Here is a 26224-nt window from a genome sequence, read left to right on the forward strand (position 1 = left end):
TTTTATTGGGTAAATAAAGCTGGCGAAAAATACTTTTCGCCGGTGCAACCTATAGACAGCAAAGCGAACAATCCAAAGCAAGGTGCCCAGGCGCTCGGCTTACTGCAAAACGCCGCTTTCCTGACCGCGTTTTTGCAGCACTTCTTTTTCGTACGTCTTCACTTCGTTCAGCCAGTCTTCGCGGACCGGGACGCCGGACTGTTCGCAGAAGTAGTCCCAGACGGCGCCGAAAGGATACGATTTGAATTCTTCCACGAGGGCAAGCCGGGACGTGTAATCCTTCTCCGCCTCGATCTGCTTGAGCTGTTCGATCGGCTCCAGGAGCGCGCGCAGCAGCGCTTTCTGGGTGTTGCGTACGCCGATGACCCAAGCGGCGATATGGTTGATGCTGCCGTCGAAAAAATCGAGCCCGATATGGGTGCGCGGCAGCAGGTCGCCGCGGACGAGTTCGCGGGCGATCTCCAGCAGTTCGTCGTCCATCGTGACGACGTGATCGCTGTCCCAACGTACCGGGCGGCTGACGTGGAGAAGGAGCTGATCCGTGAACATCAGGATGGACGACAACTTATTTGAGATCACTTCCGTCGGATGGAAATGTCCCGCGTCCAGACAGATCGCTTTTCCCCGGCTCATCGCGTAACCCATATAAAATTCATGCGATCCGACGACGTAGCTCTCCGAGCCGATGCCGAACAGCTTGCTTTCGACCGCGTCGATATTGCAGGCTTCGTCGATCGGCTCGGCGAAAATCTCGTCGAGGGAGTCGCGCAGCCGGGCGCGCGGCGACCAGCGATCGACCGGCGTATCTTTGAAGCCGTCCGGCATCCAGTGATTGGTCACGCACGGCTGGCCCAATTCGCGGCCGAACGTCTCCGCGATACGGCGGGAGGCTTTGCAATGATCGATCCAAAACTTGCGAATTTCGGGATCCGTATGGCTCAGCGTAAACCCGTCTTCGGCTTTCGGATGCGAGAACAGCGTCGGATTGAAATCAAGCCCGAGTCCGCGTTCTTTCGCCCAATCGATCCAGCCCCGGAAGTGGCGCGGCTCCAGCCGATCCAGATCCACATTCTCGTCGGTATCCGCATAGATGGCATGCAGATTGACTTTGTGCTTGCCGGGAATAAGGGACAATGCTTTGTCGAGATCGGCCCGCAGCTCGCCGGGCGTCGAGGCCCGGCCCGGATAGCTGCCCGTAACGGCGATTCCGCCGCTCAGCGTCTTGTCGCGGAACAGGAAGCCCTTCACGTCGTCTCCCTGCCAGCAGTGCAGGGAGATTTTGATGCCGGCCAGCTTTTCGAGCGCCGCATCGACGTCGACGCCGTGTTTGGCATACAGTTTTTTCGCTTCCCGATACGCCTGTTCGTTTGCTTCGCTCATCGTAAAGTCTCCTTTAAGGGAATGGAATGGATATGACGCCAGCGATCCAATATCTCGGGTCTCGCCGCAGCCGGATTCGGCCGGTACGTTTGGGGCGGGAACGACTCGGCGATCATGCGGCGCGCCGCGTTCAAGTCCGCAAGCTCGCCCGACGAGATCATCTGTACCGCGATATTGCCGATTGCCGTCGCTTCGGACGGTCCCGTTCGGACTTCGATGCCGAGCAGATCCGAAGTCAGCTGCGACAGCAATCGATTGTTCGCGCCTCCGCCGACGATATGCAGCACCTCGTAAGCGCTTTCGGTTAATCGTTCCAACTCCCGCATCGCATCGAGATAAGTCAGCGCCAGGCTGTCGAACACGCATCGGGCCAACCGGCCCGACGTATCAGGCAGCGCCTGTCCGCTTTCCCGGCAAAACGCGCGAATTTCTTCCGTCATGCTCTTTGGATTCAAAAAACGTTCGGCGTTGCACGGCACGAGGCTGCGAAACGCTTCTTCCCGTCCGGCCGCCTCCGCGAGTTCGGCGAAGCTGTGCCGAGCGCCGTCCTCGCGGCGGACTTCTTGGATCATCCACAGTCCCATAATATTTTTGAGAAAACGGAAGGTTCCGTAAGCGCCCCATTCGTTCGTGTAATTCGCTCTGCGCGCTGCCTCTCCGGTCAGCGGCTTGTCCAGTTCGGCGCCGAGCAGCGACCAGGTTCCGCTGCTGAGGTACGCCCAGCTGCGTTCCGCCGCGGCCGGTACGCCGGCGACTGCGGACGCGGTATCGTGAGTCGGTACCGCGATAACCGAGCAGTTCGGGTAATCCCCCGTATCCGCAAACTCGGGCCTCAGTCCGCCGAGCCGCGTTCCGGGCGCAGTCAAGGCCGCGAATTGATCTCTTTTCAATCCCAGCGCTCCGAGCAGTTCGGCATCGAAATCGCGTGTCCGCAGATTCAGCAGTTGGGTCGTCGAAGCATTGGTTTCTTCATTAATGAATTTGCCGGTCAAACGATAATAGAAGTAATCCGGCACAAGTAAAATTCGGTCCGCCTGTTCCAACTGCCGCCGATCGTGAACATGCAGCTGATACAGCGTATTGAAGCTCAGTTCTTGAATGCCCGTCTTCGCGTATAGGGCACTCCGGTCAAGCGAGTTTCGATGAAAACGATCGGCCGCCCCCGCCGTACGGACGTCGCGATAAGCATATACCTCATGCAGTCGCTGCCCGAATCGGTCCAACAGCACATAATCAACGCCCCACGTGTCGATGCCCAGCGTACAGGAATCGATACCCGCGGCTTTCGCTTTTCGAAGTCCGACCAGGATTTCTTCGGTCAGCCGATCAATATCCCAATAATCGTGCCCGTCCTTCTCCGTAAAAGCGTTATCAAAACGATAAATCTCCGTCATTTCCAGCCTGCCTTCGATCAGCGTTCCCTCTACCAAACGGCCGCTGGAAGCGCCGATATCGACCGCGATCGCATGTCCCATGTGCATTCCTCCGCTGAAACCAAACTTCCCTGCACGCTTATCGTAACCGCCTCTTTCTTCCAAGTCAACATATATGTACATATTTAATGTTGTTTTTCTTTGTTTATTCTGTTTTTAGGTAAACAAAAAGCAGATTCCGGAAGGAATCTGCTTTTTGCTGCGTGTTATCGTCTGCGCTTGGCGAGCGCCCACACCAACGCGCCCAAGCCCGCTACCGCCGCCGTAGAAGCAACGGGATGCTTGGTCGCTTTGACGTATAGGCTCCCGCCTCGCACGAACCCTTCGTTCGTGCCGCGCTCGTGCATGCCGTAGCCGGGCTCGTACAGCGCGCCGGCCTGCCGCGGATGCGACGGACGATCGTGCGACTGCTGACCGCGGAACATGATCAATTCGAAAGCTTTGTCCGTCAAGCGGGGCACGATATTGCCGAACAGCGCTCCGAGCCTGGCCTGGGAACCGACGAACATATCCCGCTTCGGATGCTGCGCCGTGAAGAGAATCGCTTCGGCTACCGCTTCCGGCGGATAGATCATGCCGCGGTGCACCGGCTGCTTGTCCAGATAGCTCTGGGCATGCTCGTTGTAAGGCGTATCGATCCGGCCGGGGTGGATCAGCGTCACGGATACCGGCGCTTTTTCTTTTTCCAGCTCCATGCGCAGATTCTCCGTCCAGCCGTGGACGGCGAATTTGGCGGACGAATACGTGGATTGAATCACGACGCCCCGATCGCCGAAGATGCTGCCGACGTTGATCAGCGCTCCCGGTACGCCGCGCTCCTTGAAGTGGCGTACCGCCGCTCTCGAACCGTATACGACGCTCCAATACACCGTATCGAACATCCGCTTCATGTCTTCCGTCGTCACTTCCGTCGCTTTGCCGAAGATCGAGACGCCGGCGTTGTTGACCCAGGTATCGAACGTTCCGAATTCCCGGATCGCCGTTTCGGCCACCCGCTCGATCTCTTCTTCGCGCCCCACATCGGCGACGACGTAAACCGCGGTTTGTCCTTTCCCTTCCAGCTCGACGATCAACTCTTTGAGCGCTTCTTCGTTACGAGCAGCGGCGACGACTTTCGCGCCCGCTGCCGCAGCCATACGGGCCGTGACCAGGCCGATGCCGCTGGAAGCTCCGGTAATGACGATGACCTGCTCGGAAAGCGGCTTTAACTTCAACTTGAACTTCTTGGGTTCTTCCGGTTCGGCCCCGGAACCTGTCTGCTCTGGGGAAGAAAGCACAGAATCGTTGACGATTTCCGCAGGTTTCGCTTTCCCGTCGGCATCTTCCGAGTCGGAGTCCGATTCGGACTTCGATTCGGAGGCGGCCTGTTCCTGATTGACATTCACTTCCGAAGAATTTTCGTCCGGGTTCACGACATTCATATCGGGATCGTTCGGCGTCGTTTGCTTTTCGTTATTCATGTTCGATTCCTCCCTGTCTGCAAGTTTAGTCTATCCACCTTTACCCGGAGCCGGTGAACTCTAACCGCGGACGGCAAAAAGCCTCGCAGCCTTGAACGGAACTCTTCCGTTCGGCTGCGAAGCCGCTTGGTTGACCGAAAAGCGAAGGTCTGCCGCTTATTCTTCTTCCGAATCGACGTTATGGTAGACCTGCTGGACGTCTTCCAGGTCTTCGAGCGCGTCGATCATTTTGTCGAACTGTTTTTCCGAATCTCCGGACAGCGATACGAACGTCTGCGGCAGCATCGTGATTTCGGCCACCGTGAAGTCTTCGATCCCCGCGGCGCGAAGCGCCTCCTGCACGGCATGGAACTGATCCGGTTCGGCGTAAATGATGACCGATTCGTCTTCGGTCACGATGTCGCGGGCGTCTACGTCCGCTTCCATGAGCAGTTCCAGCACTTCTTCTTCGTTTTTGCCCTCAAGCCCGATGACCGCCGTTTCGTCGAACATGTAAGCGACCGAACCGCTGACGCCGAGATTGCCGCCGTTTTTGCTGAATGCGGCGCGCACGTCGGAAGCCGTACGGTTTACATTGTTCGTCAGAGCGTCAACGATCACCATGGCCCCGTTCGGTCCAAAGCCTTCGTAGCGCAGCTCCGTATACGTCTCGTCGCCGCTGCCCTTCGCTTTGTCGAGCGCGCGGTCAATGATCGCTTTCGGCACGTTATACGTTTTGGCGCGTTCCAGTACGACTTTCAGCGCACGGTTCGATTCCGGATCCGGCTCGCCCTTTTTGGCCGCCACATAAATTTCAACGCCGAACTTGGCATATACTCGGCTGGTATTGGCGTCTTTGGAAGCTTTCTTTTCCTTGATATTATTCCATTTACGACCCATATCTATCCCGCTCGCTTTCCATTGATTGGTTATGTCCTAATTTTCACACCCGTTTATTGTAGCGTGAAATAAGGAGAGGAACAAGTCTCTACCTGTTTTAACCCTACCGGATACGTCTTCGGCTGCCTACCTTACGTATCGCCGCTCAGCTTGTTGAACGCCCGGCGCGCATTTTGCAAAAAGACCTGCCGACGCTTCCGGTCTTCCTCCGAAAGTTCGCCCCGCAAAACATGCTCCGCTTCGGCGATCGCAAGATGCAGGCTCTCCCTGAGCGCCTCGCGCTCGGCTTCGTCCAGCAGCCCTTTCAGCTTGTCCGTCACGTTCGGCGTGTACGGCATCCGGTTGTATTCCTCGGCGCTGATCGTCCGCACGTCCAGATACGTATTTTTCACCTCGATGATCGTGCTGGGATTGCGTACATTTTTGTCCGTTTCGACCACGACCTCTTTGCTGACATGGTCCGGATAGACGTTGATGATCTTCTGCCTGATTCCCAGCACCCCGCAAATTCGGCTGAATGGAATGCGGTGTACCCGGCTGACTTCGTCCGACATAGGATTCTCCTCCGTTCGTTCATCGGTTACTTGACCGCATGTCTCAAGCATATCATAATCCGTGCGAAAACGAGAAAAAAGAAGCCCCTTTCGGCTTCTCGGCGTTAGGTTTTGCTCTTTTTCTATCAAATTTGAAGAAAATCGATCGAACCGCTTCCCAATCCATTGACAAGGAGTTGGGAATGCTTATATAGTTGTTAAGACAACTAATTATGCGCGTTATTTTTGCCGCTTTGAGCGAACCCATCATTGTAGGAGGACGATTTTTTTGCAACAAGAGCGTTTATGGAGCCGCGATTTTCTCACGATAAGTTTCAGCAGTTTTTTTATTTTTATCAATTTTTATATTTTGGCCGTGACGCTGCCTGAGTATGCGCTGACGCATCTGGGCGGCAGTCCGGACGGCATCGGCTTGGTCACGACGGTCTTTGTGATCGCCGCCGTTTTGTTCCGTCCGCTGACGGGCAAATGGCTGGATGAGATCGATCGAAAAAAATTGCTCGTGTTCTCGGTCGTCATGTTCGCGGGCTGCAGCTTTTTCTATTTGTGGGTACCGAGCTACTCGCTGCTGCTCGTGCTGCGTTTCATTCACGGAATCTCTTTCGGGATTGCGGCGACCACGACTTCGACCGTCGTTTTGGATGTCATTCCGAAGGAACGCAAAGGCGAAGGCATCGGTTATTTCACTCTTTTCATGAGCCTGGCCATGGTATTCGGTCCGTTCGTCGGATTATCCGTCTCCGCAAACGCCGGCTACCCGGCGCTGTTCGTATTGATCGCTCTGTTCGCGGTGCTTGCCTGCGTTTGCGGCATCGTAACGCCGAGCCCGCAGCATGAACGCCGTCCGAGCGAGCTTGGCGCCTGGAACGTCAACCGGTTTCTGGAATTCCGCGCCGTTCCGATCGCAGCGGCGGGATTTCTGATCGCTTTTGCTTACGGGGCCATCTCGACTTTCATTTCCGTATATGCCGTTTCGCTCGGCTTGAAAAGCACGGCCAGCTATTTCTTCGTCGTTTTTGCCGCCGTCGTGCTGCTGTCGCGCCCCTTCACGGGCCGGTTGTTCGACAGGCGCGGAGCGAACGTGCTCGTTTATCCCGGCATTGCGCTGTTTGCGCTCGGCATGATCGCGCTGAGTCAAGCCGGCTCCGCATTTTTCTTCCTGTTGACGGCCGCGGTGATCGGTCTCGGCTACGGGGCTATCATTCCAAGCTTCCAAACGCTGGCCATCCAGTCTTCGCCCGCGCACCGAAGCGGACTCGCGACCGGTACGTATTTCGTCTTGTTCGATCTCGGTTACGGACTGGGCTCTTACGCGCTTGGCCTTGTCGCTTCTTCGGCCGGTTATTCGGTGATGTACTTGACGGGCGGCATCGCCGCTCTGCTGGCTCTGGCCGCTTATTACGGTCTGCATCACCGTTCGCAGCGGCGCAAAGCGCCCGGTCGCGTACAGACCGAGGTGCAGGCGCGCAAAGCTTCAATTTAAGTCGCATGCGGAAAGGACCGGAGCTTAAGCTCCGGTCCTTTCTCAATTCGCTTTTTGTCGATAACACTCCGGCTCTTGCCGGATTTGTTCGTTCCGGCGAATCCCGCTTCTTACGACGCGGACGGCTTACTTCCCGTCCGTGTAAGGCCGGTCGTCGCGTCCGATAATCAGATTCGACGACTGCCGCGTCGGATCGGTCGTATCCCGCAAATCGATGTCGTCCTCGCGGTCCCGGACGCGATGTCCGGAATGTTCCGGCGCGTCGCGAAGTCCGGCTTCGTTCACCCCGGCAGGCGGCACTCTCTCGTCCACCGGCGCCATGTTCGATGTGCGCTCCGTACCGTCCGGATCGAAATACGACGTGTTGTTCGCTCCGCTGCGCTCGAAAATTTCGTAAATCTGGCTGCGCATCGCTTCGTCCGCATCGACCATCACCAGCACGTCGCCTTGGTGGACGCGCTCATCGTAATACTTGGCCTCCTTCTCCGGAATGCCCAATCCGATTAATCCGCCGGCCAGTCCGCCGATTCCGGCGCCCAACGTCGCGCCCGCCAAACCTGCCGCTATCGGTCCCGCAGCCAACAGCGGTCCGATTCCGGGAATCGCAAGCGCGCCGAGGCTTGCGATTACCCCTGCCGCTCCGCCGAGCGCTCCGCCAGTCAAAGCTCCGGTTGTCATCCCTTCCGGGGCTTTAGTCCCTGTTTCATTGCGAATTTCTTCGGATTCTTTCGTATCCTTGGCTACGACGGAAATGTCGTCGCGGCTGTATCCGGATTGTTGGAGATCTCGGATCGCTTGTACCGCCTGCTCTTCATGTTCAAAAGTCGCCGAAATTTTTTTGATCATGGTCTGTTCCTCCCCGTATTTTCTGCTTATCCCATTTTACCCGATCCAGGTTGCCGTCAAACTTTGCTTAAAAATGGGAAATGACTCACCCTCTTTTCTAGGCCTTATCCCCCTTTCTTCTCTTGGCGTCCGGACTTCGAGATAGTATTATAGGACTATGAGATTTTGGTATCACGGATTTGCGCGAATAAGGGAGGGCATCTGCACGATGGAAGACAGGAATCAACAGGAACATGACTTGGCCCGGTTCCTTCATGCGCTTGAAGACTGCATTTACGTCATGGACTGGGACGGCGAGCATTTTCGCTACCGTTACGTCAACCGAGCGGCGGCGGAGCTCAGCGGAATCGGATCCGAACATATGGGACAAACTTTTTTCGAAGTATTCGGACACGAACCGGAAATGGGCAGGTATCTGCATCACAAATATATGAAAGTTATCGACGAACGCCGAAGCATTCGCTTTGCGGACGGAACGCTGCTGCCGAGCGGCGCGCTGAGCGGCGAAAGCATCCTCTCCCCGATATTCGGTCCCCGCGAGGAGATCGAGGCGGTCGTTTGTATGACGCGGGATATGGCCGCCGGCCCGGAGCGCGCGCGGAATCCGCATCATTACGCCTATCACGACGAACTGACCCAATTGTTTAACAGGCGCTTCTTATACGAATTCACGAACAAGCCGTTCAGCCTGTTCTTGATCGATCTGGATAACTTCAAGAACATCAACGATGCGCTGGGACACGAAACGGGCGATACGCTGTTGATCGAAGTAGCCGAGCGTTTCAGGCAGTCGTTCGGCGCCCCTTACGTGATCGCGAGACAGGGCGCGGACGAATTTATCATTGCCTGCGACAAGCCGACTCCGTATCCCGAAGAAAAAGCAAAACTTATCCTCGAAGCGCTCGACAGGCCGTTCCTGCTCAACGATCGCATGATTCGCGTCAGCGCGAGCGTCGGTATCTCTTCGTCTCCCGAACGGACCGACCTGTCCACGCTGCTCCGCCAGGCGGATATCGCCCTGTACTATGCCAAAAGCAGAGGACGAAGCCGCTACCATTTGTACAACGAAGCGTTCCGCTACGATCAAGTGGTCAAATTCGATTACGAGATCGCCCTCAACCAGTGCATCGAACGCGAAGAGCTGCTGCTGCATTATCAACCGATCTTCAATGCTTCCCGCAGCAAAGTGGTCGAGGTAGAGGCGCTGCTGCGCTGGAACCTCGGTCATGCCGGTCTCGTGTCTCCCGCCGACTTCATTCCGGTCGCGGAAGAAACCGGCTTGATCGTTCCGATCGGCGAATGGGTCATTCGTCAGGTTTGCAGAGACTTTCCGAAGATCAGCGAAAAGTTCGGCCCGGACGTGCGTATCGCCGTCAATATTTCCCGCGCCCAATTCGAGGAAGAGCATTTTGTCGAACGGTTGAACGCGATCATCGCGGAGGAAGGATTGACCCCCGCCCAGTTCGACCTGGAAGTGACGGAAACGCTCGTCATGCGCAATCTCGAGGAAATCTGCGCGACGTTGAAACGGCTCAGAGAACAGGGTTACATGATCTCGCTCGACGACTTCGGCACCGGTTATTCGTCGCTCGGCATTCTGGCGCAAATCCCGATCGACAAGTTCAAGATCGACCGCTCGTTCATTGTGCAGATGAATCCCGCGGTCATCTCCGCCCTGCTCGTCATGGCGCGCGCGATGGATCTGGATGTCGTCGCCGAAGGCGTCGAAGACCGCGATCAACTGCTTCGGCTCGTCGATATGGGTTGTCCGAGCATTCAAGGCTATCTGATCTGCCGTCCGATGGGCATCGAGGATCTGCCCGACGTCGGATTCCCCGATCTCCAAAGCCATGTCGTGTAAAGCCCGTTACCGCAAATTTGCCGGTCAGGCCGTGAGCAGGCGAATCCGGGATCGGCGCCTTGGAGGCTGCACGACAAAAAAAGCTGCTCCGGACACCGCAAAACGCGATGCCGGAACAGCTTTTTTTCGATCCGCCGTATCGTTCTCCATTTCCGGGCGATCCCGTCCGGCTTAACGAATCAATCCTACTTTGCGGGCCTGCTCTTCGGTCAAAATAAACTGTTCGCTTTCCCAGTAATCCTTGTCCTTGTCCAAGCCGAACATGTCGATAATTTGATCCCAGATCTTCCGCTGCATCGCTTCCTGCTGGGTAATCATGATTTTCATCGATTTCCGCTCCTTTCGCTTCGGCACGGCCGAGGCCGTCCTCTACCGTGCCATTACCCGATGCGGTGCGGTCCCGACTCGCCTGCGTGACGCGGCTGCGCCGAAGCCGGCATGCCGCAGCTCTCTCCGAACCGAAAACAGTCTGCCAGATGGTCGTCGACCATGCCCGAGGCCTGCATCAGCGCATAGCAGATCGTGCTCCCCACGAAACCGAACCCGCGCTTTTTCAAATCCTTGCTCAGCCGGTCCGAAATTTCCGTTCGAGCGGGAACGTCCTCTGGACGGATTCGCCGTCCCGGAATCGGAACTCCGTCCACGAACTTCCACATATAAGCGTCGAACGTACCGAATTCTTCCTGCACCCGCAAAAAAGCTTTGGCGTTTTTGACGGCTGCTTCAAGCTTCAAACGGTTGCGAATAATACCCGGATCCGCCATCCATTCGTCGATTTTCCGCTGGTCGAACCCCGCCACCGCTTCGGGATCGAAGCCGTTCATGACTTCGCGGTACCTCTCCCTCTTTTTCAACACGGTGTACCAGCTCAGCCCCGCCTGCGCGCCTTCGAGGATCAGCAGTTCGAACCATTTTCGGTCGTCGTGCACGGGGACTCCCCATTCTTCGTCATGATAACGGATATACAGCGGGTCTTCGTTGACCCAGCGGCATCTTACCGGAAGCTCCGACATCCCGACCCGCTCCTTTTTCCGTAAAGAAATTCGATCATTTCGATTCGCCTAGCCCGCGTTTGGGCAGAACTTTGACATAATCGTCGGACAGCTTCATCAGCTTCAGAACATATTCGTAATCTTCGCGGTAAGGCTCGAGATCCTTGACCGGCTCGTGCGTGTCCAGATAAACGGCTTTTCCGTCGTCGAACCCTTCTCCCGGCACAAAGAGCACGCCGTCTCCCACAAAAGAGCCGGTCGGCAGGTAATACCGGATTCCGATCACGTTGCGGTCCGTATTGAGCAGATCCCGGCCGAATGCCGTGTACCGTTCCTTATCCAAGGAAATGCCCAGCAAATTCATCATCGTCGGCACGAAATCCATCTGGCCTCCCGCCAGTTCGATCTTCTGCCCCTTCTCCGCTCCGGGAACATGAATAAGCAGCGGAATATTGAAGCGGCTGGCATTGGCCTCGTAAGAAATGCCGAGCATCGAAGATACCCATTCCGGGTCGTTCTCCGCCGTGGACAACCCGCCGTGATCGCCGTAGACGAACAGCAGCGTATCTTCCCACAGTCCCTTGGCCTTCAAGCTGTCGATCAGCTTCCCGAGCGCGTAGTCCGTATAATGCTGGGCATTCATATATCTGCCGAGCTGGGTGCCCTGAAGCCGGTCGGGAATATCGATCTGCGGGAACTCTTCGGGCACGTCGAACGGCGCATGGCTGGCCGTCGTGACGAATTGGACATAAAACGGAGAGCCGTCCGCCGTCATTTCGTCGATTTTCTCCAATCCTACCCGGTACATTTCTTCATCGGAAGCTCCGAAATTGTTGAAATGATCGTTGTTATAGCTCGGTTTGTCATAATAATGCTGGAAACCGAGCGCCGGGTACAGCTGGTTCCGATGCCAGAACGTCGCGCTGTTAACCTGGAAAGTCGCCGTTTTGTAACCCTTCTCTTCCAGCAGGCGGGGCGAACTCGGAATCACGCGGTCGCCGTAGCCGGTCGACATCGCGATCTGCGCCGTCGGATAAATGGACGTGTTCGAGATGAATTCGGCGTCCGACGTGTTCCCCTGTCCGATCTGCTGGTAAATATGCGGGAAGTAAAAGCTTTCTTCTACCAGCTTGTTCAAATTGGGCGTTACTTCGGTTCCGTCCAGCTTATAGCCGATCGGGAAAGTCTGAAACGACTCCATTTGAACGACAATAACGTTTTTCCCTTTGGCTGCGCCGAAATGGGCGGGCGATTGGCCGGACGTCCCCGCCGCGGCGGAAGTGTCGGCTTTGTGGTCGACGTAAGGGAAGGTCTGCTGCAGCTTTTTGACCTGCGTCGCGATCTCTTCAGGCGAAGTCGAGGCGATAAAGTCGCGCTCTTTGCGATTTTCGATCGCCGTACTGACCTGGTAGTTCAAAAAGCCGATGTTTTCCGCACGTACGATTTCGTTGCTGATCGCCGAGCCGCGGTTGATCCATACGCCCGACAGCAGCAGGCAGACGATCAGCAGCGCGGACACGACGACCCGGCTCATCCGGGTAGCGGCTTCGTTCCAAACGCGCGGATTCGCTCCTCCGCCGAAGGACAAAGTTTTTCGCGATCTGCGCCGGCCGATTCGGACAAAAGCGGCCCGGACAAGCATGACGGCCAGATCGGCGAAGAACAGGAAATATACAGGCTTAATCAACCCTCCGAGCACGTTGCCCACTTCGGGAACCTGCCCCAGCGATCCCAGGACGATATAAGTCGGAACGGAGCCGAAATAAGAATGATAGACGGCCGCCGAAAAAAACATGACAGACAGAAGTAGATTGACGGGCCAGGCGACCCGCTTCTTCCAGCGGCGGGGAATCAACAGCTCCAGCAGGCAGGTCAATCCGAGCGCCGTCAGCAGATCGATAAAGATACCGCCGAGTTCAAACTCGGAGAAGAAAAACCAACGCAGCAGAAGCAGCTTGACGAACAAGAGGCAGGCCGAGGTCAGAAAAAAACGATCGGGCTTGCGGCTTGTTTGAATTTGCTTCGAAATCAGTTTCATGAATGATATACCTTCTTTGACTAAAAAGTGGATTCAACAACTCATTATAAAACACTCTCTTTACATGGTCAAAACATTGGCTTTACAAAACCCCAAAAGTCAGGCTGCTTCGAGCCGAATTACGCAAAAAAGAAAGCGCCCCGGGACTCGAAAGTCCCGGAGCGCTTTTTGGGGAAGCGAATCAAATCTTGGAATCGGAATAGCAGTGCCGAAATGAGGCGGATTCTCCAATCAGCGTAATGATGCCGAACGAATAACGCTTCAAGCGCCGCTTGTCGGTCGGAGAACCGGGATTGAACAGACTGACATTCGGCGAATCGGGGAGGCCGGCCTCTTGGGAAAGAAGCGGAACGTGGGAATGTCCGAACACGATAATGCCGGGCAGCTCTTCGCCTTCGAATGCCGCCAAGGCATTGGCGGCGGCATTCCCTCGTCCCAAATGTCCGTGAGTCAGCCCGATTCGCCGGCTGCCGACTTCGACAATACGGCGATACCCCCAGCGTTCGACGATTGCCGGACCGTCATTGTTGCCGGCTACGCCTTGAACCGGCGCATAGGCCGCCAGCATGTCGTACACGTCCGGCGAAGTCCAATCGCCGGCGTGCAGAATCAGATCGGCATCCTGCAGTTCCTGCACAAGATCCGGCGGAAGCGCTTTGGCCATGCGGGGCATATGGGTATCGGACACCGCGACGATCTTGATCGCGTCTGCAGCTTCGGCGGCTTCAAGGCTTTGTCCGTCCGCGGAACTTCCCGTTTTTCTCAAAACGGGTTCCGTCCGCCCTTCGTTTCGGTTCATTGCGCTCTCATCCTTTCTCGCCGCTCCGCCCGATCCCGTTCATTCAGCTTCGGGCAGTTATAGCAGAAGTCCGCACCCGGAAGAGTATGATACAAGCAGCAGCTCGGACGCAGCTGCATCGTCTGCGACGGGTCGGTCGGATGCTCGACACAGCGAAAGCGCAGATCGAACGGATTTTTTTTGCGTCCGAACGTCTCCGGCTCCAAAGTCTTTAACAGCCCGTAAGCCCGTTCCAACCGCTCCCGATGCGGTTCCAGCGTCGATCCGTTCTCCGTTGGGCTGCGCCAGGTCCCGGCGAAGTAGTACAGCCGTCCGGGCAGCTGCGCCCAGATCATGCCGACCGGCAGACCGGCCAGACGCGAGAAATTTTCGAACAGTTCACGGCATGTCCGCCCGTAGAAGGAACGGAAGCCGTCCAGGGTCCACTCGTCAAACGCTTCTTCCGCTTGAGGCGCGGGTTCGGCCGACCGGCTGCCGAGCACGATCCGCATCGCATGCCCGCCGTTGTCGAGGCGGAAAAGCTGGGCGACGAGATTGTCGGCGGAAAAATCCGGGCGAACGGCCGCCGCGGCCGGGAAGTACACCGAAGCCGATACGGTTCCGCTGAACCAGCTGCAAAAGTAGGTGACCGCTGCCTGCAGATCCGGTGCCTGCAAAATATCCGCGAACACCCGCAGAAACGCTTCCGCTCCTTCCGGCGTCGACAGTTCGGCCAGAGTCCCCTCGGCTTCGGCTCCGGGGCTCGGTTCGCCGCTCATGTAAAACTGGGGCAGCAGTTCGGTATCGAGAACGGAATCCCGCGTTTTCGTTTCGGATTTTCCGTTTTCGTCGGCTTGGAAGTTGGGAACTTCGGACATGGTCGCTTCATCCTTTCCGTATCGGGAATGTTTCTCATTGGTCTATCGTACTGGATTGCACGCCGCACTTCAACGCTTATTGTTAACCTTTCAATCATCGAGCCGAAGAAAAAAGGCCGCCTCCTTCAAATCGAAGGAAGCGGCCCAAGTCCGTATCGTATGAATGCTGTCGAAGCGGCGGCCGGAGTATAGCCCGCAGGCTGCTCCGGATCGCCTGATCAACCGAAGCGGCCCATGATATATTCCTGGGTCATCTGGTTGGAAGGATTGGAGAACAGCTTGGTCGTGTCGTCATGTTCGATCAGATTGCCCAGATAGAAGTAGGCGGTATAATCGGACACTCGGGCGGCCTGCTGCATGTTGTGCGTCACGATTACGATGCGAAGTTCTTTTTTCAATTCGATAATCAGCTCTTCGACTTTGCCCGTCGATACCGGGTCGAGCGCCGAGGCCGGCTCGTCGAGCAGCAGGATCTGCGGGCTGACCGACAAAGCGCGAGCGATGCACAAGCGCTGCTGTTGGCCGCCGGAGAGCGCCAGGGCGGACTCCTTCAGACGATCCTTGACTTCGTCCCACAGCGCGGCGCGGCGAAGGCTCTGCTCGACGATGTCGTCAAGCTCCTTTTTGCTTCGGGTGCCGTGGTATCTCGGACCGAAGGCAATATTTTCGTAAATCGACTTATAGAAAGGATTCGGACGCTGCCAGACCATTCCGATCTTCTGGCGAAGCGTGACCGCATCCGTCTCTTTGTCGTTCAAGTCCTGACCGTCCATCCAGATGCGACCGGTTACGCGTGCCGAAGCAATCTCGTCGTTCATCCGATTCAAGGAGCGCAGGAAAGTCGATTTCCCGCACCCCGACGGTCCGATCAGAGCCGTGACGCTCTTATCGGGAAATTCCATATTGATTTTTTTGACGGCCTCGTTCGTGCCGTAAAATACGCTCAGCTCTTCCGTACCGAAGCGGGGTTGCGTACTGGTCTGCATAACGGAAGCCCTCCTAGTTGATTTGCTTGGAAGCGGTAATTTTGCGATAGACGAAGCGGCCGAACCAACGGGCCGCCAGGTTGAACACCAATACCATGATGACGAGCACGGCCGAAGCTCCTGCCGATACGTCTCTGGCATCCGGGATGCGCGCTTCACTGTTGACTTTCCAAATGTGCACGGCGAGCGTCTCTGCCGAGCGCATCGGGTTGATCGGAGAACGCGCGTGAAGCGGGTTCCAGTCCGTGAAGTCCAGCGGAGGCGTCGTCATGCCCGACGTGAACAGCAGCGCTGCCGCTTCGCCGAAGACGCGGCCCGCAGCAAGGATCGTGCCCGTGATCAAGCTCGGCAGCGCGACCGGCAGAAGAATCGACGTGATAATCTTCCATTTGGACAGACCGAGCGCCAGGCCCGCTTCCTTCTGTTCTCTCGGTACGGCGCGGAACGCCTGCTCCGTGATCCGAACCATCAGAGGCAGGTTGAAGATCGCCAGCGCGATCGCGCCGGACAGCAGCGAGTAGCCGAATCCGAACGTGTTGACGAAGAGCAGGAGGCCGAACAAACCGACCACGATCGACGGGAACGACGACAGCACTTCGACGACGAGTCGAATGAAACCGGTCAATTTGTTTTCCTTGGCGTACTCGGCCATGTAAATGCCGCCGCCCAGTCCGAGCGGAACCGTAATGATCATCGTCAGCACGAGCAGGAACAACGAGTTGAACAGCTGAGGTCCGATCCCGCCACCCGCTTTGAAGTTTTGCGACGGCGAAGTCAGGAAATGCCAGTCGATATGGGAGATGCCGCGAATCAAGATAAAGCCAAGCAGTCCGCCCAGAATGGCCACGATCAGAACGGCAAAAAATATAATGACGCCGGTGGCGAGTTTGTCCGCGGTTTTTGCGTTCACAGCTTATTCCTCCTTTGGAGCAACCGTACGATGATGATAAACACGAAGGTCATGAAGAGCAGCATGAGCGCCATGCTCCAAAGGACGTTGTTCTGTACAGAACCGGTCGACGTGTTGGTCATGTTGAGCGTAATGACGCTGGTCAGCGTGGAAGCCGACGTCAGCAGCGAATTCGGCAGGAACGGCGCGTTGCCGATAACCATCTGAACGGCCAGCGCTTCGCCGAAGGCGCGCGCGATGCCGAGGATGACGCCCGTCCAGAGCGAAGGAGCCAGCGTCGGCAGAATGACCCGGTAAATGGTCTGCCAGCGCGTCGCTCCGAGCGCATAGGAAGCCTCACGCAGACCGCGGGGCAGCGAAGCCAGCGCGTCCGCGGCGATGCTCGTGATGGTCGGCAGGATCATGACCGACAGCACGAGAGCGCCGGCGCCTACGCCGTAACCGAGCGAATTGCCGCCCGTAAGCGCGGAAATGAACGGCACGAGAACCGTCAGACCGATAAAGCCGTATACGACGGAAGGAATACCCGACAGCAGTTCGATAACCGGCTGCAGAATGCGCTTGCCCTTGCCCGGCACGATCTCCGTCATGAACAAAGCCGCGCAGATGCTCAGCGGCCCCGCTACGAGAGCCGCCAGCAGCGATACGACGAAGGAACCCGCGATGAACGGAAGAGCGCCGAACGCAGCCGTGTCGGCGTCGGGGCTCCAATGCGTGCCGAACAGGAATTCGATCGGGCTGACTCCGTCTCTGAAAAAGGTGGTCAATCCCTTTGACGCGACGAAGTAAACGATTGCCACGATGACGACGATCAGCATCAATACGCACACGTACGTATAGATTTTGCCGATCAGATCTTCACGATGATGCCTGGCAAAGCCGCGCTTTTTTTTGCCCGCGGCAGCCTTAGTATTTTCCATAAGTGGTTACCCTCTCCATTGGTTGATAAACGCGCAAATAGAGGCGGAGAGACCGCCTCTTTTTTTGCCGGTGCGCCGAATCGATTACTTGCTTACTTTGCCTTCGGCATCGCGAGTTACTTTCATGCTGGATACCGGGATGTAACCCAGCTCGGTAACGTCGGCGTTCTGAACTTCTTCAGTCATGAAGTAATCCAGGAAAGCTTTCGTTGCGCCGTCAGGCTCGCCCTTCGTGTACATGTGCTCGTAAGCCCAGATTGGGTAGTCGCCGCTTTGCACGTTTTCTTCCGTCGGCTCTACGCCGTCGTAGCTCAGAGCGGTAACGGTGTCGTCCAGGTACGAGAAGGCCAGGTAGCCTACAGCGCCCTTCGTGTCGGCAACGATTTGTTTAACCGTACCCGAGGAATCCTGTTCGATCGAACCCGCAACGTTTTCCACTTTTTCGCCCAGCGCGTACTTCTCGAACGTCGCGCGAGTACCGGAGCTGCTCGGACGGTTAACGATCGTGATCTTCTGATCCGCGCCGCCTACGTCTTTCCAGTTCGTTACTTTGCCGCTGAACACGTCCAGAAGCTGTTGTTTCGTCAGGTTGGTTACGCCCGTATCTTTGTTAACTACAGTTGCCATTGCGACAACCGCTACTTGATGGTCGACCAGTTCAGCCGCTTTGTCGGCTTCCAGTTTCTCTTCGGCGAACACGTCGGAGTTACCGATGTTCGCAGCGCCTTCGGATACCTGCGTCAGGCCAGTACCGCTGCCCCCGCCTTGTACTTGAACCGTAACTTCAGCATTTTCGGTCATGAACTTCTGTCCCACTTGGTCGACCAGCGGCTGCAGTGCCGTCGATCCGACTGCCAGGATTTCGCCCGATACCGTCGCGTCCGCCGGCTGTTCGTTAGCTGCCGGAGTCGCTGTGCTGCCCGTCGTCGGTTCAGTCGCCGGTGCCGCCGTGCTGCCCGAGTTGCCGCCGCAAGCGGTAAGTGCGAGCATTGCGGAAAGTGTTAAAGTACCGAATAACGTTTTTTTCGATTTCATGTCTGGTTAGACCCTCCTAGTGGATTCATACGATTGCGGCCGTCTTCTCTCTGTCCGAGTTGTCCGTGCCGCTTTACAGTACCCATTGTAGGATTCGAAAATTAACGCAAAACCTTTGTTTTGTAAAAAGAGTGTAAAATATCGGGGGCAAATCCGAAAAGCTGCTTGTTTGCTTGTCCGTTCGCTAAAACCGCCGACTTAAATCGGACAAAACAAAAACGCCCGGCGCGGCCGCGGGCGTTCCGTATGATCCATTCGCTTCTGTCGAACCTTCTAACTTCGGGGCGAGTAGACGACCCGGCTGTAAGAAGCCGGCTGCGTTTCTTGGCCGGCGCCGCAGGCATGAAGCCCCACGCATACTCCGGTAAAGCCTCCGTTCGCTTCGGGCGATAAGGCGGCGACCGGAGCGAACAGCCCCGCATCGGTCCAATGAATGCCGTCTTCCGAATAGGAAGCGAAGTATCCCGATTCGTCGGCACGGAGTTTCAGCCGTATCTTCCCTTCGGCCGGGAGGTCCCCGCCGATCCGGCGTTCAAACCGCTCGCCGTTTCGCAGCTCGGTCAGCAGTACCCGGCGGTTATCCGACCGGGCGATGCCCGCGAAGAAATGTCCGCGATTGTTCAGTCGGGCGGCCAGACCCGCCCGTTCCCCTTCGGCTTTGGGCACATAATCCAGATCGGCCGACAGCTCCATGTCCACATGCCGCTGTCGAAGACAGGCAAACGTGGCGGGGGCTTCGTCATCCAGCGAATAGGCGCTGCCGACGATCGTAACGCCTTCGGCGTTTTCGCCCCAGACATACCGCTCGGCCTCGTAATCGCGCAGGAAAGCCCAGCGGGGTCCGAAGCCCTCCCCGGCGTCGAGCGAAACGACTTCCTCCCCGGCCGGGTCTGCCGGCCTGACGCCGGACGGCAGTAAGGTTCCGGCAGCGTCGAAGGCGCACGCCTCGACGCTCCCTTCGTTATTGTCGATATCCGGCCACCCGTCCTCCGTCCAGCGCACGGGCGCAAGAAACGTCTCCCGTCCGAGCGGCGAATAACGGCCGCCGATCGGGCGCATGCCGAGAAATACCGCCCACCAATCGCCGCTGTCGTCTTGGATCAAGTCCGCGTGACCGAGGCATTGCACCGGATGCTTTTTCAATTCGCGATGCGTAAGGATCGGCTCCGGCTTGTCTTCGAACGGACCGTACGGACTGTCGCTTCTGGCGATAATTTCCCGATGTTCGGCAGAAGTGCCGCCCGAAGCGGCCATCAAATAATAGCGGCCGCGAATCTTATACAGATGCGGTCCTTCCAGCCACGGTCCTCCGTCGCCCCGCCAAATGACGGCCGGCTCCGACAGGACCCTCCCGTCGGACGGGTCGATCTCGTATTGGATGATATGCGATTCGTCATCGGCTCCGTTCTGCGCCGTTACGTAAGTCCGCCCGTCGTCGTCGAAGAACAACGACGGATCGATATTTCCGTAAGGAAGCAGGATGGGATCGGACCACGGGCCTTCCGCGCGTTCCGCCGTGACGTAAAAATTGCCGATTCCCCGAACATCGGTCGTGATCATATAGAACCGGCCCGCATGGTGGCGGATCGTGGACGCGTAAATGCCGCTCGAGCTCGCCCGTTCGCGCAGATCGACCTGCGAGCGGCGCGTCAACACATGACCGATCTGTTCCCAGCGAAATAAGTCGCGGCTTCGGAAGGTCGGCACGCCGGGAAAATATTCGAACGAGCTGGTCACCAAGTAATAATGATCGCCCGCCCGCGTAATGCTCGGATCGGGATAACAGCCGGCAAGGATCGGATTGGCATAAGCGGCGCCCCGAGAATCGGGAGCCCCGTAACGTTCGGTCATCGGAACCTCCTGCTTTCGTAAGGATTGACCAAGATCATAAATAGTCCGCCGCGAGGTGTGCGGCGGACCCTTCGTTCGCGTCATCGAAATTTACGGCTTCAAGCTTCCGCTTCGATTGCCTCATAAGGATGAATCGTCTCGATCGTCCCGTCCTCGCGGTAATGCAGTTCGGCGTATTTGACACACCGCTTATGATTGACGCCGCCCGACAAGGAACTGTCGTGGTAGAACAGATACCATTTCCCTTCGAACTCCACGATGGAATGGTGCGTGGTCCAGCCGACGACCGGAGTCAGAATAACCCCTCTGTACACGAACGGCCCTTTCGGATCGGGGCTCGTCGCATAGACCAACTTATGGGTCGTGCCCGTCGAATACGACAAATAATAGAGACCGCGGTACTTATGCACCCAGGGTCCTTCGAAATAACGGCGGTCTTCGTCTCCGGCGAGAATCGGGCTTCCCTCCTCATCGACGACGGAGATTTCGCTCGCTTCTTCGGCCAGCGACAGCATATCTTCGCTCAGCTTCGCCACCCGAGGTCCCAGCGCCGGCTCGCCGGCCGCCGGCCCTTCCGTCCGTTCCGGCTCGTATTCGCCGCTCTGCCACTTCTCGAGCTGCCCTCCCCATAACCCGCCGAAATACATATAGGCCTCGCCGTCTTCGTCGACCAGCACGGCGGGATCGATACTGAAGCTGCCCGGAATGTAATCCGGCTCCGCTTTGAACGGTCCGGCCGGCGACTCCGACGTGGCGGCGCCGATCCGGAAGACGCCTTCGCGATCGCGGGCGGGGAAGAACAAATAATACTTGCCGTTCTTGTATGCGGCGTCAGGCGCCCACATTTGGGACGAAGCCCACGGCACGTCTCGCAGATGCAGCGCTTCGCCGTGGTCGACCGCTTCGGCGCCGATACCGTCCAGCGACAGAACATGGTAGTCTTCCATTTTATACTGGTCGCCGTTGTCGTTGCTGGGACCGTCATGGTCGAGATCATGGGAAGGGTAGACGTACAATTTTCCTTCGAAGACGTGCGCGGACGGATCGGCCGTATAGATATGAGTGACGATCGGCTGATTGAATTCGGTAGTCATCGTTATGCTCCTTTATGGACAAATTTGATGGGCCGCGTGCGGCGTTAGACGCGCGCCTGATCGAGAATGCTCCAGAACGCCGGCTTCGGCTTCAATTCGCGGTCGAACGGCAGCGGCCAGTTAAGGCGTCCGCGAACCGGGAAGCCGTCCAACCAGGTGCCGCTGTCGGCCGCTCCCCAGAACGTGACCGAGTCGATCGCCGAGCGGTATTCGCGGAACAGCCGGAAAATCTCTTCATAACGCCGGGTCAGCAGCTCCTCCATTTCATTCGTCGGCGCGAGCAGATCGGTACGCCGATCGTCGAAGCGGAATGCGGAAATATCCAGTTCCGTGATATGCAGCCGAACGCCGAGCGAAGCGTACAGCTCGATCGCTTCGCGTATTTCTTCGATCGGCGGGCCGTAGAGGTTCCAGTGACCCTGCATGCCGATGCCGTGGACGGGCGTCCCCGCGTCCAGCAGCGAACGGACCAGGCGGTGGATCTTGTCGCGCTTCGCCGGATCGGTCTCGTTATAATCGTTGTAAAAGAGCTGCGCGGACGGATCGATCTCGTGGGCGATCCGGAAAGCCTGCTCCAGATAGTCCTCGCCTACGGTCTCCAGCCATTTCGTTTCGCGCAGATAAGCGCCGCTCTTGTCTTCGATCGCTTCGTTGACGACGTCCCAGGCGGAAATGCGGCCTTTATAGCGTCCCATCACCGTGCCGGCGTGATCGCGAAGACGTTCCAGCACTTTTTCGCGCGAAGCCGGGCTCCCGTCTTTTTCTTCGAATACCCAATCGGGCGTCTGGTTGTGCCAGACGAGCGTGTGGCCGCGAAGTGCCATCCCGTGTTTCTCGGCGAATTCCGCGATTTCGTCGGCCGCCGCGAAATCGTATCGGTTCTCCTCGGGATGGATCTCTTCGAATTTCATCTGATTCTCGGCGGTCAGGCTGTTGTAATGTGCGGCGATAAAACCCCCTTCTCGCCGGATCGTGCGCGTGCTTACCGCGGCGCCTATGTTAAATATACCCGCGTACGCCCCGTGCAGGGACGGCGTTTTCGTGTCCATGCAAGATTCCCCCTTCGATGATGGCAATGATGTTGATGATGTCGATCCTGCGGATCGCGCCGGGCCCGCCGGCTATTCCTTGACGCTGCCGAGCTGCAGACCGTGCACGAAGTACTTCTGCAAAAACGGATACACGACCAGGATCGGCAGCGAAGCCACGATCGTGATGGCGGCGCGGATCGACACCGGCGTGACCATATTTTGCGCGGCGGCGGCCGGATCGGCCCCGCTCGATACGGCGGCGCTGCTGTTCAGGTTCATGGAAGAAGACAGAAGCTTCATCAGCTCGAACTGCAGCGTGCTGAGATTCTGCTTGGAAGAAGCGTACAGGAACGTGTCGAACCAGGAATTCCATTGGCCGACGGCCACGAACAGCGCGACCGTGGCAAGCACGGGCTGGCAGAGAGGCAGAATGATCGAAATGAACGTGCGGAAGTCGCCCGCGCCGTCGATCTTGGCCGATTCGATCAATCCTTCCGGCAGCGTCTGAATATACGTCCGAATGACGATCATGTTGAACGCGCTGACCAGTCCCGGCACAACGTATACGAGGAAACTGTTGAGCAGATGCAGGTCTTTCATCAGGAAGTAGGTCGGGATCAGGCCGGCGCTGAAATACATGGTCAGCACGACCAGGATGGTGATCGGTTTGCGCAGCACATAATCTTTGCGGCTGAGCGTATACGCCAGCATCGCAGTCAGGAACAGGCTGAGCACCGTCGCGATGACGGTCCGGGCCACCGAGATCCAAAACGCGTGCAGGATATGCCCGTTCGCGAATACGGCGCGATAGTTTTGATCGGTCCAGACGCGGGGCAAAAGATAAATTCCGCCGCGAATCGTGTCGTTGCCCGCGTTCAGCGATACGGCGAAGGTATTGAGGAACGGATACAGCGTGATCACGGCTATGGCGATCATCAGCAGGCCGTTCAGCGTATGGAATACAAGCGGCTCCAGCCGCACCTTTTTCGTATTCATCGTTCAGTGTCCTCCCTCATGCTTATGTCTTGTCTCGATCGGATGAACGGCATCCGATTATTTAAGCGAGGCAAGTCACTAGATCAGCCGGTCTTCGCCCAAGCGCTTGGCGATCGAGTTGGCGGCGAAGATTAACGTGATGCTGACGATCGTTTTGAAAATGCCGGCCGCTGTGGCGAGCGAGTAGTTGCCGATCTGCAGGCCGTATTTCAGCACGAAAATATCGATGGTCTGCGACCAATCCACGACGACGCCGTTGCCCAGCAGGTATTGGACTTCGAAACCGGCTTCCAGCATCCAGCCCATATTCATGATCAGCAGGATGACGACGATCGATTTGATGCCCGGCAGCGTGATGAACAGCATTTTCTGATAGCGGTTGGCTCCGTCGATCTCGGCCGCTTCGTACTGCGAAGGATCGATCGACGTGATGGCGGCCAAGTAGATGATGGCGTTCCAGCCGAGTTCTTTCCAGACGTGGGCGCCGCCGACGATGCCCCAGAAGTATTCGGGAATGCTGAGCCACATAATCGGTTCGCTGATCAGCCCGAGCTTCAACAGCGCCACGTTTATGATCCCGCCGTCCACGGACAGCGAGCTGGCCACAATGCCCGTCACGATGATCCAGGACAGGAAGTGCGGCAGATAGGAGACGGTTTGAATCGTTCGTTTGAAAAAACGTCCTTTGATCTCGTTGAGCAGCAGGGCGAACAAAATCGCGGTCACAAAGCCGAGAATCATGTTGATCAAACTCATCGCGACCGTGTTGCGCAGCACCCGCAGAAACGCTTCATCGGTAAATAAAAACGCAAAATGCTTGAATCCGACCCATTGTTGCTCCGAAAGGGCTTTGGCGGGACTGTAATTCTGAAAAGCCATCGTCCAACCCCAGATCGGATAATACGAAAACACCAGGATGTAAACGACGATCGGAAGCGACATGAACATCAGCTGCTTTTGACTGCGCAGCTTTTTCATTAACGAAGACTTGGGTATATCCGCGGACGCGGACTTGCGCGAAATCGCTTTTGCCATGGTGCTCTCCCCCTAACCGGCCCTGCGGCCTGCGTCGGCTGATTAAGATCGGGGAAAACGGCAGCCGCTTTCCCCGAATCGTTACGCCTCGGTCACTTCTCCGTGGCCCAGTTTTCGATCCGCCACTGGATTTGTTCGTTGATACGGTCCTCGTAAGCTTTGACATTGATTTTGCTGAACGCCTGCACGTAATCGTTCCATACCGAATCGAACTTGCCGTCCCCCGCCATGACCGCCTGAGGCAGGAATTTCAGCGAAGTATCGGTCATCTGCTTATTGGCGACGGAAGCATCCGAGCCTTCGATCAGATCGATCTGCCAAGCCGGATAATAGACTTCGTTTTCCGGAGCCGGCGAGAAGAAATCGCTCCACGTCTTGAATCCGTAAGTATCGAGAAGCTTTTTGTCTTCGTCTTTCAAACTCGCGTAGAACTCTTCCGGCTGATCTCCCGGCCCCGTCGCGTTGCCGTCGCTGAACGTACCCTGCGTTTTGGGAGCGGCCCCGTAGAATCCGTCGGCCCGGTTCGCGAGCTTCCAGGACGGGTCTTCCTGCTCCTTGCGCTGTTCCGGCGTACGATAGAAGCGGCCTTTGTCGTCGACCATGTAATCGACGCCTTCTTCGCCCCAGCTAAGCAGCTTCTGGTATTTTTCGTCCATCAGGGCGTCGAGGAACTTGATGATCTTGACCGGATCTTTGGCGTTTTTGCTGATGCCGAAGCCGTTGTTGAGATTGATGACCGGGCGATCGAGATAATGATCCTGAATGGACTCGTCGTAAACGAGCGGGAAGCCGACGTAAGTCCGGTCGATCTTGCCCTGCGAAATCAGCGTGTCTTCGGCCTGCTGGAAGTTCCAGTGCTGATCGAACATGCCGAGCACGCGTCCGGACGACAGCTTGGCCAGATACTGGTCGTAATTCTGCACGAACGCTTCCTTGTCGAACAATCCTTCGTTGTAAAGGTCGTTCAGTTCCTTGTAATACTGCTTGGAGATGTCTTTGTCCGCGAATACGGTGGCTACGTCGTTGTCGACCACGACGCCGCCGTCATTCGGATGACCGGTGAGATGCTCCGGCGGATTGAGCAGCGGGAACGTCCGCCAGTCGGACGCGAGCGACGTGAAGCCGATGGTCGGCTGTCCGTCGATCGTCGGATTTTTCGCGGCGTAATCGCGAATCAGCTTCGTGAAATCGTCCAGCGTTTTCGGGGTCGGATAACCCGCGTCTTCCAGCACCGCTTTCTGGATCCAGAACGCCGGGCCGTTATACGCGTTGCTGTGGAACTCGCCGGAATAAGCGCCGTAGTTCGGCAGCCAATAAATGTGGCCGTCGCTGGAATCCTTCATCCGGTTCCAGTATTTTTCATAGTGCTTTTTCAAATTCGGCGCGTGCTCCTCGATCAGGTCTTCGAGCGGAATGACCGCTCCGGCCGCGACCAGCTTGGTGTCCGCTGTGATAAGGTCCGGATAATCGCCGCCGGCGATCATGACGCCCAGCTTCTGCTGCAGGTCGCCGACCAGGAATTCCATGTTCAGCTTGACGCCGAGCTCGTCCTGGATTTTTTTGTAAATTCGATTATCTTCCGTCGGCGCCTGGTTCGGCGTGCTGATAAACGCGGAAATCGTCGTCGTGCCGGAACCGTCGTCGGCCGCGTTCGAATCTTCGCCTCCGCAGCCTGACAGCGTCAGGGCCGCCGCCAGTACCAACGATGCTCCGCCCCACAGCTTTTTCATCTTGTATCCCCCCATAGGTTGGCCTCCTCAATGAATGCGAATTGTTCTTGCTCC

The 26224-nt window shown here is 57.0% G+C and carries 23 protein-coding genes; 2 read left to right on the forward strand and 21 right to left on the reverse strand.

Annotated features, from left to right (window positions below):
- Positions 1-99 precede the first annotated feature (99 nt).
- The 5 genes from rhaA to GYN08_RS05465 form a co-directional block, all read right to left on the reverse strand.
- The gene (gene rhaA / locus GYN08_RS05445) at positions 100-1380 is read right to left on the reverse strand and encodes an L-rhamnose isomerase (RefSeq protein WP_166272991.1); all 1281 of its coding nucleotides are present in this window, start codon (positions 1378-1380) and stop codon (positions 100-102) included.
- Positions 1377-2855 (reverse strand): rhamnulokinase, encoded by a 1479-nt coding sequence (gene rhaB, locus GYN08_RS05450; RefSeq protein WP_166272992.1) that lies wholly within the window; start codon positions 2853-2855, stop codon positions 1377-1379. Before rhaB ends, rhaA begins: the two co-directional genes overlap by 4 nt.
- A gap of 164 nt (positions 2856-3019) precedes the next feature.
- Positions 3020-4105 (reverse strand): SDR family oxidoreductase, encoded by a 1086-nt coding sequence (locus tag GYN08_RS05455; protein WP_408015049.1) that lies wholly within the window; start codon positions 4103-4105, stop codon positions 3020-3022.
- A gap of 324 nt (positions 4106-4429) precedes the next feature.
- Positions 4430-5152 carry a YebC/PmpR family DNA-binding transcriptional regulator gene (locus tag GYN08_RS05460; RefSeq protein WP_166272993.1) on the reverse strand — a complete coding sequence of 241 codons (723 nt, stop codon included), beginning with the start codon at positions 5150-5152 and terminating at the stop codon, positions 4430-4432.
- Positions 5153-5283: 131 nt separating this feature from the next.
- Entirely contained in the window at positions 5284-5706 is a 423-nt protein-coding gene (locus tag GYN08_RS05465; RefSeq protein ID WP_166272994.1) for a hypothetical protein, read from the reverse strand.
- 268 nt (positions 5707-5974) lie between these two features.
- Between GYN08_RS05465 and GYN08_RS05470 the strand changes: the two genes are divergently transcribed.
- Entirely contained in the window at positions 5975-7189 is a 1215-nt protein-coding gene (locus GYN08_RS05470) for an MFS transporter (RefSeq protein ID WP_166272995.1), read from the forward strand.
- Positions 7190-7315: 126 nt separating this feature from the next.
- Here the strand turns inward: GYN08_RS05470 and GYN08_RS05475 are convergent, their stop codons facing one another.
- Positions 7316-8035, reverse strand: a complete 720-nt coding sequence (locus tag GYN08_RS05475) for a general stress protein (protein WP_166272996.1) — start codon at positions 8033-8035, stop codon at positions 7316-7318.
- Between the two features lie 208 nt (positions 8036-8243).
- On the opposite strand from GYN08_RS05475, the gene GYN08_RS05480 reads away from it, so the two are divergent.
- Positions 8244-9896: a putative bifunctional diguanylate cyclase/phosphodiesterase gene (locus GYN08_RS05480; RefSeq protein WP_166272997.1), complete on the forward strand. Its 1653-nt coding sequence runs from the start codon at positions 8244-8246 to the stop codon at positions 9894-9896.
- Positions 9897-10067: 171 nt separating this feature from the next.
- Here the strand turns inward: GYN08_RS05480 and GYN08_RS05485 are convergent, their stop codons facing one another.
- The 15 genes from GYN08_RS05485 to GYN08_RS05555 all read right to left on the reverse strand — a co-directional run bounded on the left by GYN08_RS05485 (position 10068) and on the right by GYN08_RS05555 (position 26185).
- Positions 10068-10223: a hypothetical protein gene (locus tag GYN08_RS05485; protein WP_166272998.1), complete on the reverse strand. Its 156-nt coding sequence runs from the start codon at positions 10221-10223 to the stop codon at positions 10068-10070.
- 53 nt (positions 10224-10276) lie between these two features.
- Positions 10277-10909, reverse strand: a complete 633-nt coding sequence (locus GYN08_RS05490; RefSeq protein ID WP_166272999.1) for a DNA-3-methyladenine glycosylase I — start codon at positions 10907-10909, stop codon at positions 10277-10279.
- 34 nt (positions 10910-10943) lie between these two features.
- Positions 10944-12926, reverse strand: coding sequence for an LTA synthase family protein (locus tag GYN08_RS05495; RefSeq protein WP_166273000.1), 1983 nt, complete (start codon positions 12924-12926; stop codon positions 10944-10946).
- Between the two features lie 181 nt (positions 12927-13107).
- Positions 13108-13629 carry a metallophosphoesterase family protein gene (locus GYN08_RS05500; RefSeq protein WP_166273143.1) on the reverse strand — a complete coding sequence of 174 codons (522 nt, stop codon included), beginning with the start codon at positions 13627-13629 and terminating at the stop codon, positions 13108-13110.
- Between the two features lie 92 nt (positions 13630-13721).
- Positions 13722-14582, reverse strand: a complete 861-nt coding sequence (locus tag GYN08_RS05505) for a (2Fe-2S)-binding protein (RefSeq protein WP_166273001.1) — start codon at positions 14580-14582, stop codon at positions 13722-13724.
- Between the two features lie 218 nt (positions 14583-14800).
- The gene (pstB, locus tag GYN08_RS05510; RefSeq protein WP_166273002.1) at positions 14801-15568 is read right to left on the reverse strand and encodes a phosphate ABC transporter ATP-binding protein PstB; all 768 of its coding nucleotides are present in this window, start codon (positions 15566-15568) and stop codon (positions 14801-14803) included.
- 13 nt (positions 15569-15581) lie between these two features.
- The gene (pstA, locus tag GYN08_RS05515) at positions 15582-16478 is read right to left on the reverse strand and encodes a phosphate ABC transporter permease PstA (protein ID WP_166273003.1); all 897 of its coding nucleotides are present in this window, start codon (positions 16476-16478) and stop codon (positions 15582-15584) included.
- Positions 16475-17398, reverse strand: a complete 924-nt coding sequence (gene pstC / locus GYN08_RS05520) for a phosphate ABC transporter permease subunit PstC (RefSeq protein WP_166273004.1) — start codon at positions 17396-17398, stop codon at positions 16475-16477. Before pstC ends, pstA begins: the two co-directional genes overlap by 4 nt.
- 84 nt (positions 17399-17482) lie before the next feature.
- Complete coding sequence (locus GYN08_RS05525; protein ID WP_166273005.1) at positions 17483-18433, reverse strand: phosphate ABC transporter substrate-binding protein; 951 nt, start codon at positions 18431-18433, stop codon at positions 17483-17485.
- A 273-nt stretch (positions 18434-18706) separates the two neighbouring features.
- The gene (locus tag GYN08_RS05530) at positions 18707-20284 is read right to left on the reverse strand and encodes a glycoside hydrolase family 43 protein (protein ID WP_166273006.1); all 1578 of its coding nucleotides are present in this window, start codon (positions 20282-20284) and stop codon (positions 18707-18709) included.
- Between the two features lie 98 nt (positions 20285-20382).
- Positions 20383-21378, reverse strand: coding sequence for a glycoside hydrolase family 43 protein (locus tag GYN08_RS05535; RefSeq protein ID WP_166273007.1), 996 nt, complete (start codon positions 21376-21378; stop codon positions 20383-20385).
- Positions 21379-21422: 44 nt separating this feature from the next.
- On the reverse strand, positions 21423-22427 hold the full coding sequence (locus tag GYN08_RS05540; protein ID WP_166273008.1) for an endo-1,4-beta-xylanase: 1005 nt from the start codon (positions 22425-22427) through the stop codon (positions 21423-21425).
- Between the two features lie 72 nt (positions 22428-22499).
- Positions 22500-23405 (reverse strand): carbohydrate ABC transporter permease, encoded by a 906-nt coding sequence (locus GYN08_RS05545; RefSeq protein WP_166273009.1) that lies wholly within the window; start codon positions 23403-23405, stop codon positions 22500-22502.
- Between the two features lie 78 nt (positions 23406-23483).
- Complete coding sequence (locus GYN08_RS05550) at positions 23484-24383, reverse strand: ABC transporter permease (RefSeq protein ID WP_235945921.1); 900 nt, start codon at positions 24381-24383, stop codon at positions 23484-23486.
- Between the two features lie 149 nt (positions 24384-24532).
- On the reverse strand, positions 24533-26185 hold the full coding sequence (locus GYN08_RS05555; RefSeq protein WP_166273011.1) for an ABC transporter substrate-binding protein: 1653 nt from the start codon (positions 26183-26185) through the stop codon (positions 24533-24535).
- Positions 26186-26224 lie beyond the last annotated feature (39 nt).

Origin of the sequence: Saccharibacillus alkalitolerans, from assembly GCF_011090185.1 — a bacterium.
GTDB classification, from domain to species: Bacteria; Bacillota; Bacilli; order Paenibacillales; family Paenibacillaceae; genus Saccharibacillus; species Saccharibacillus alkalitolerans.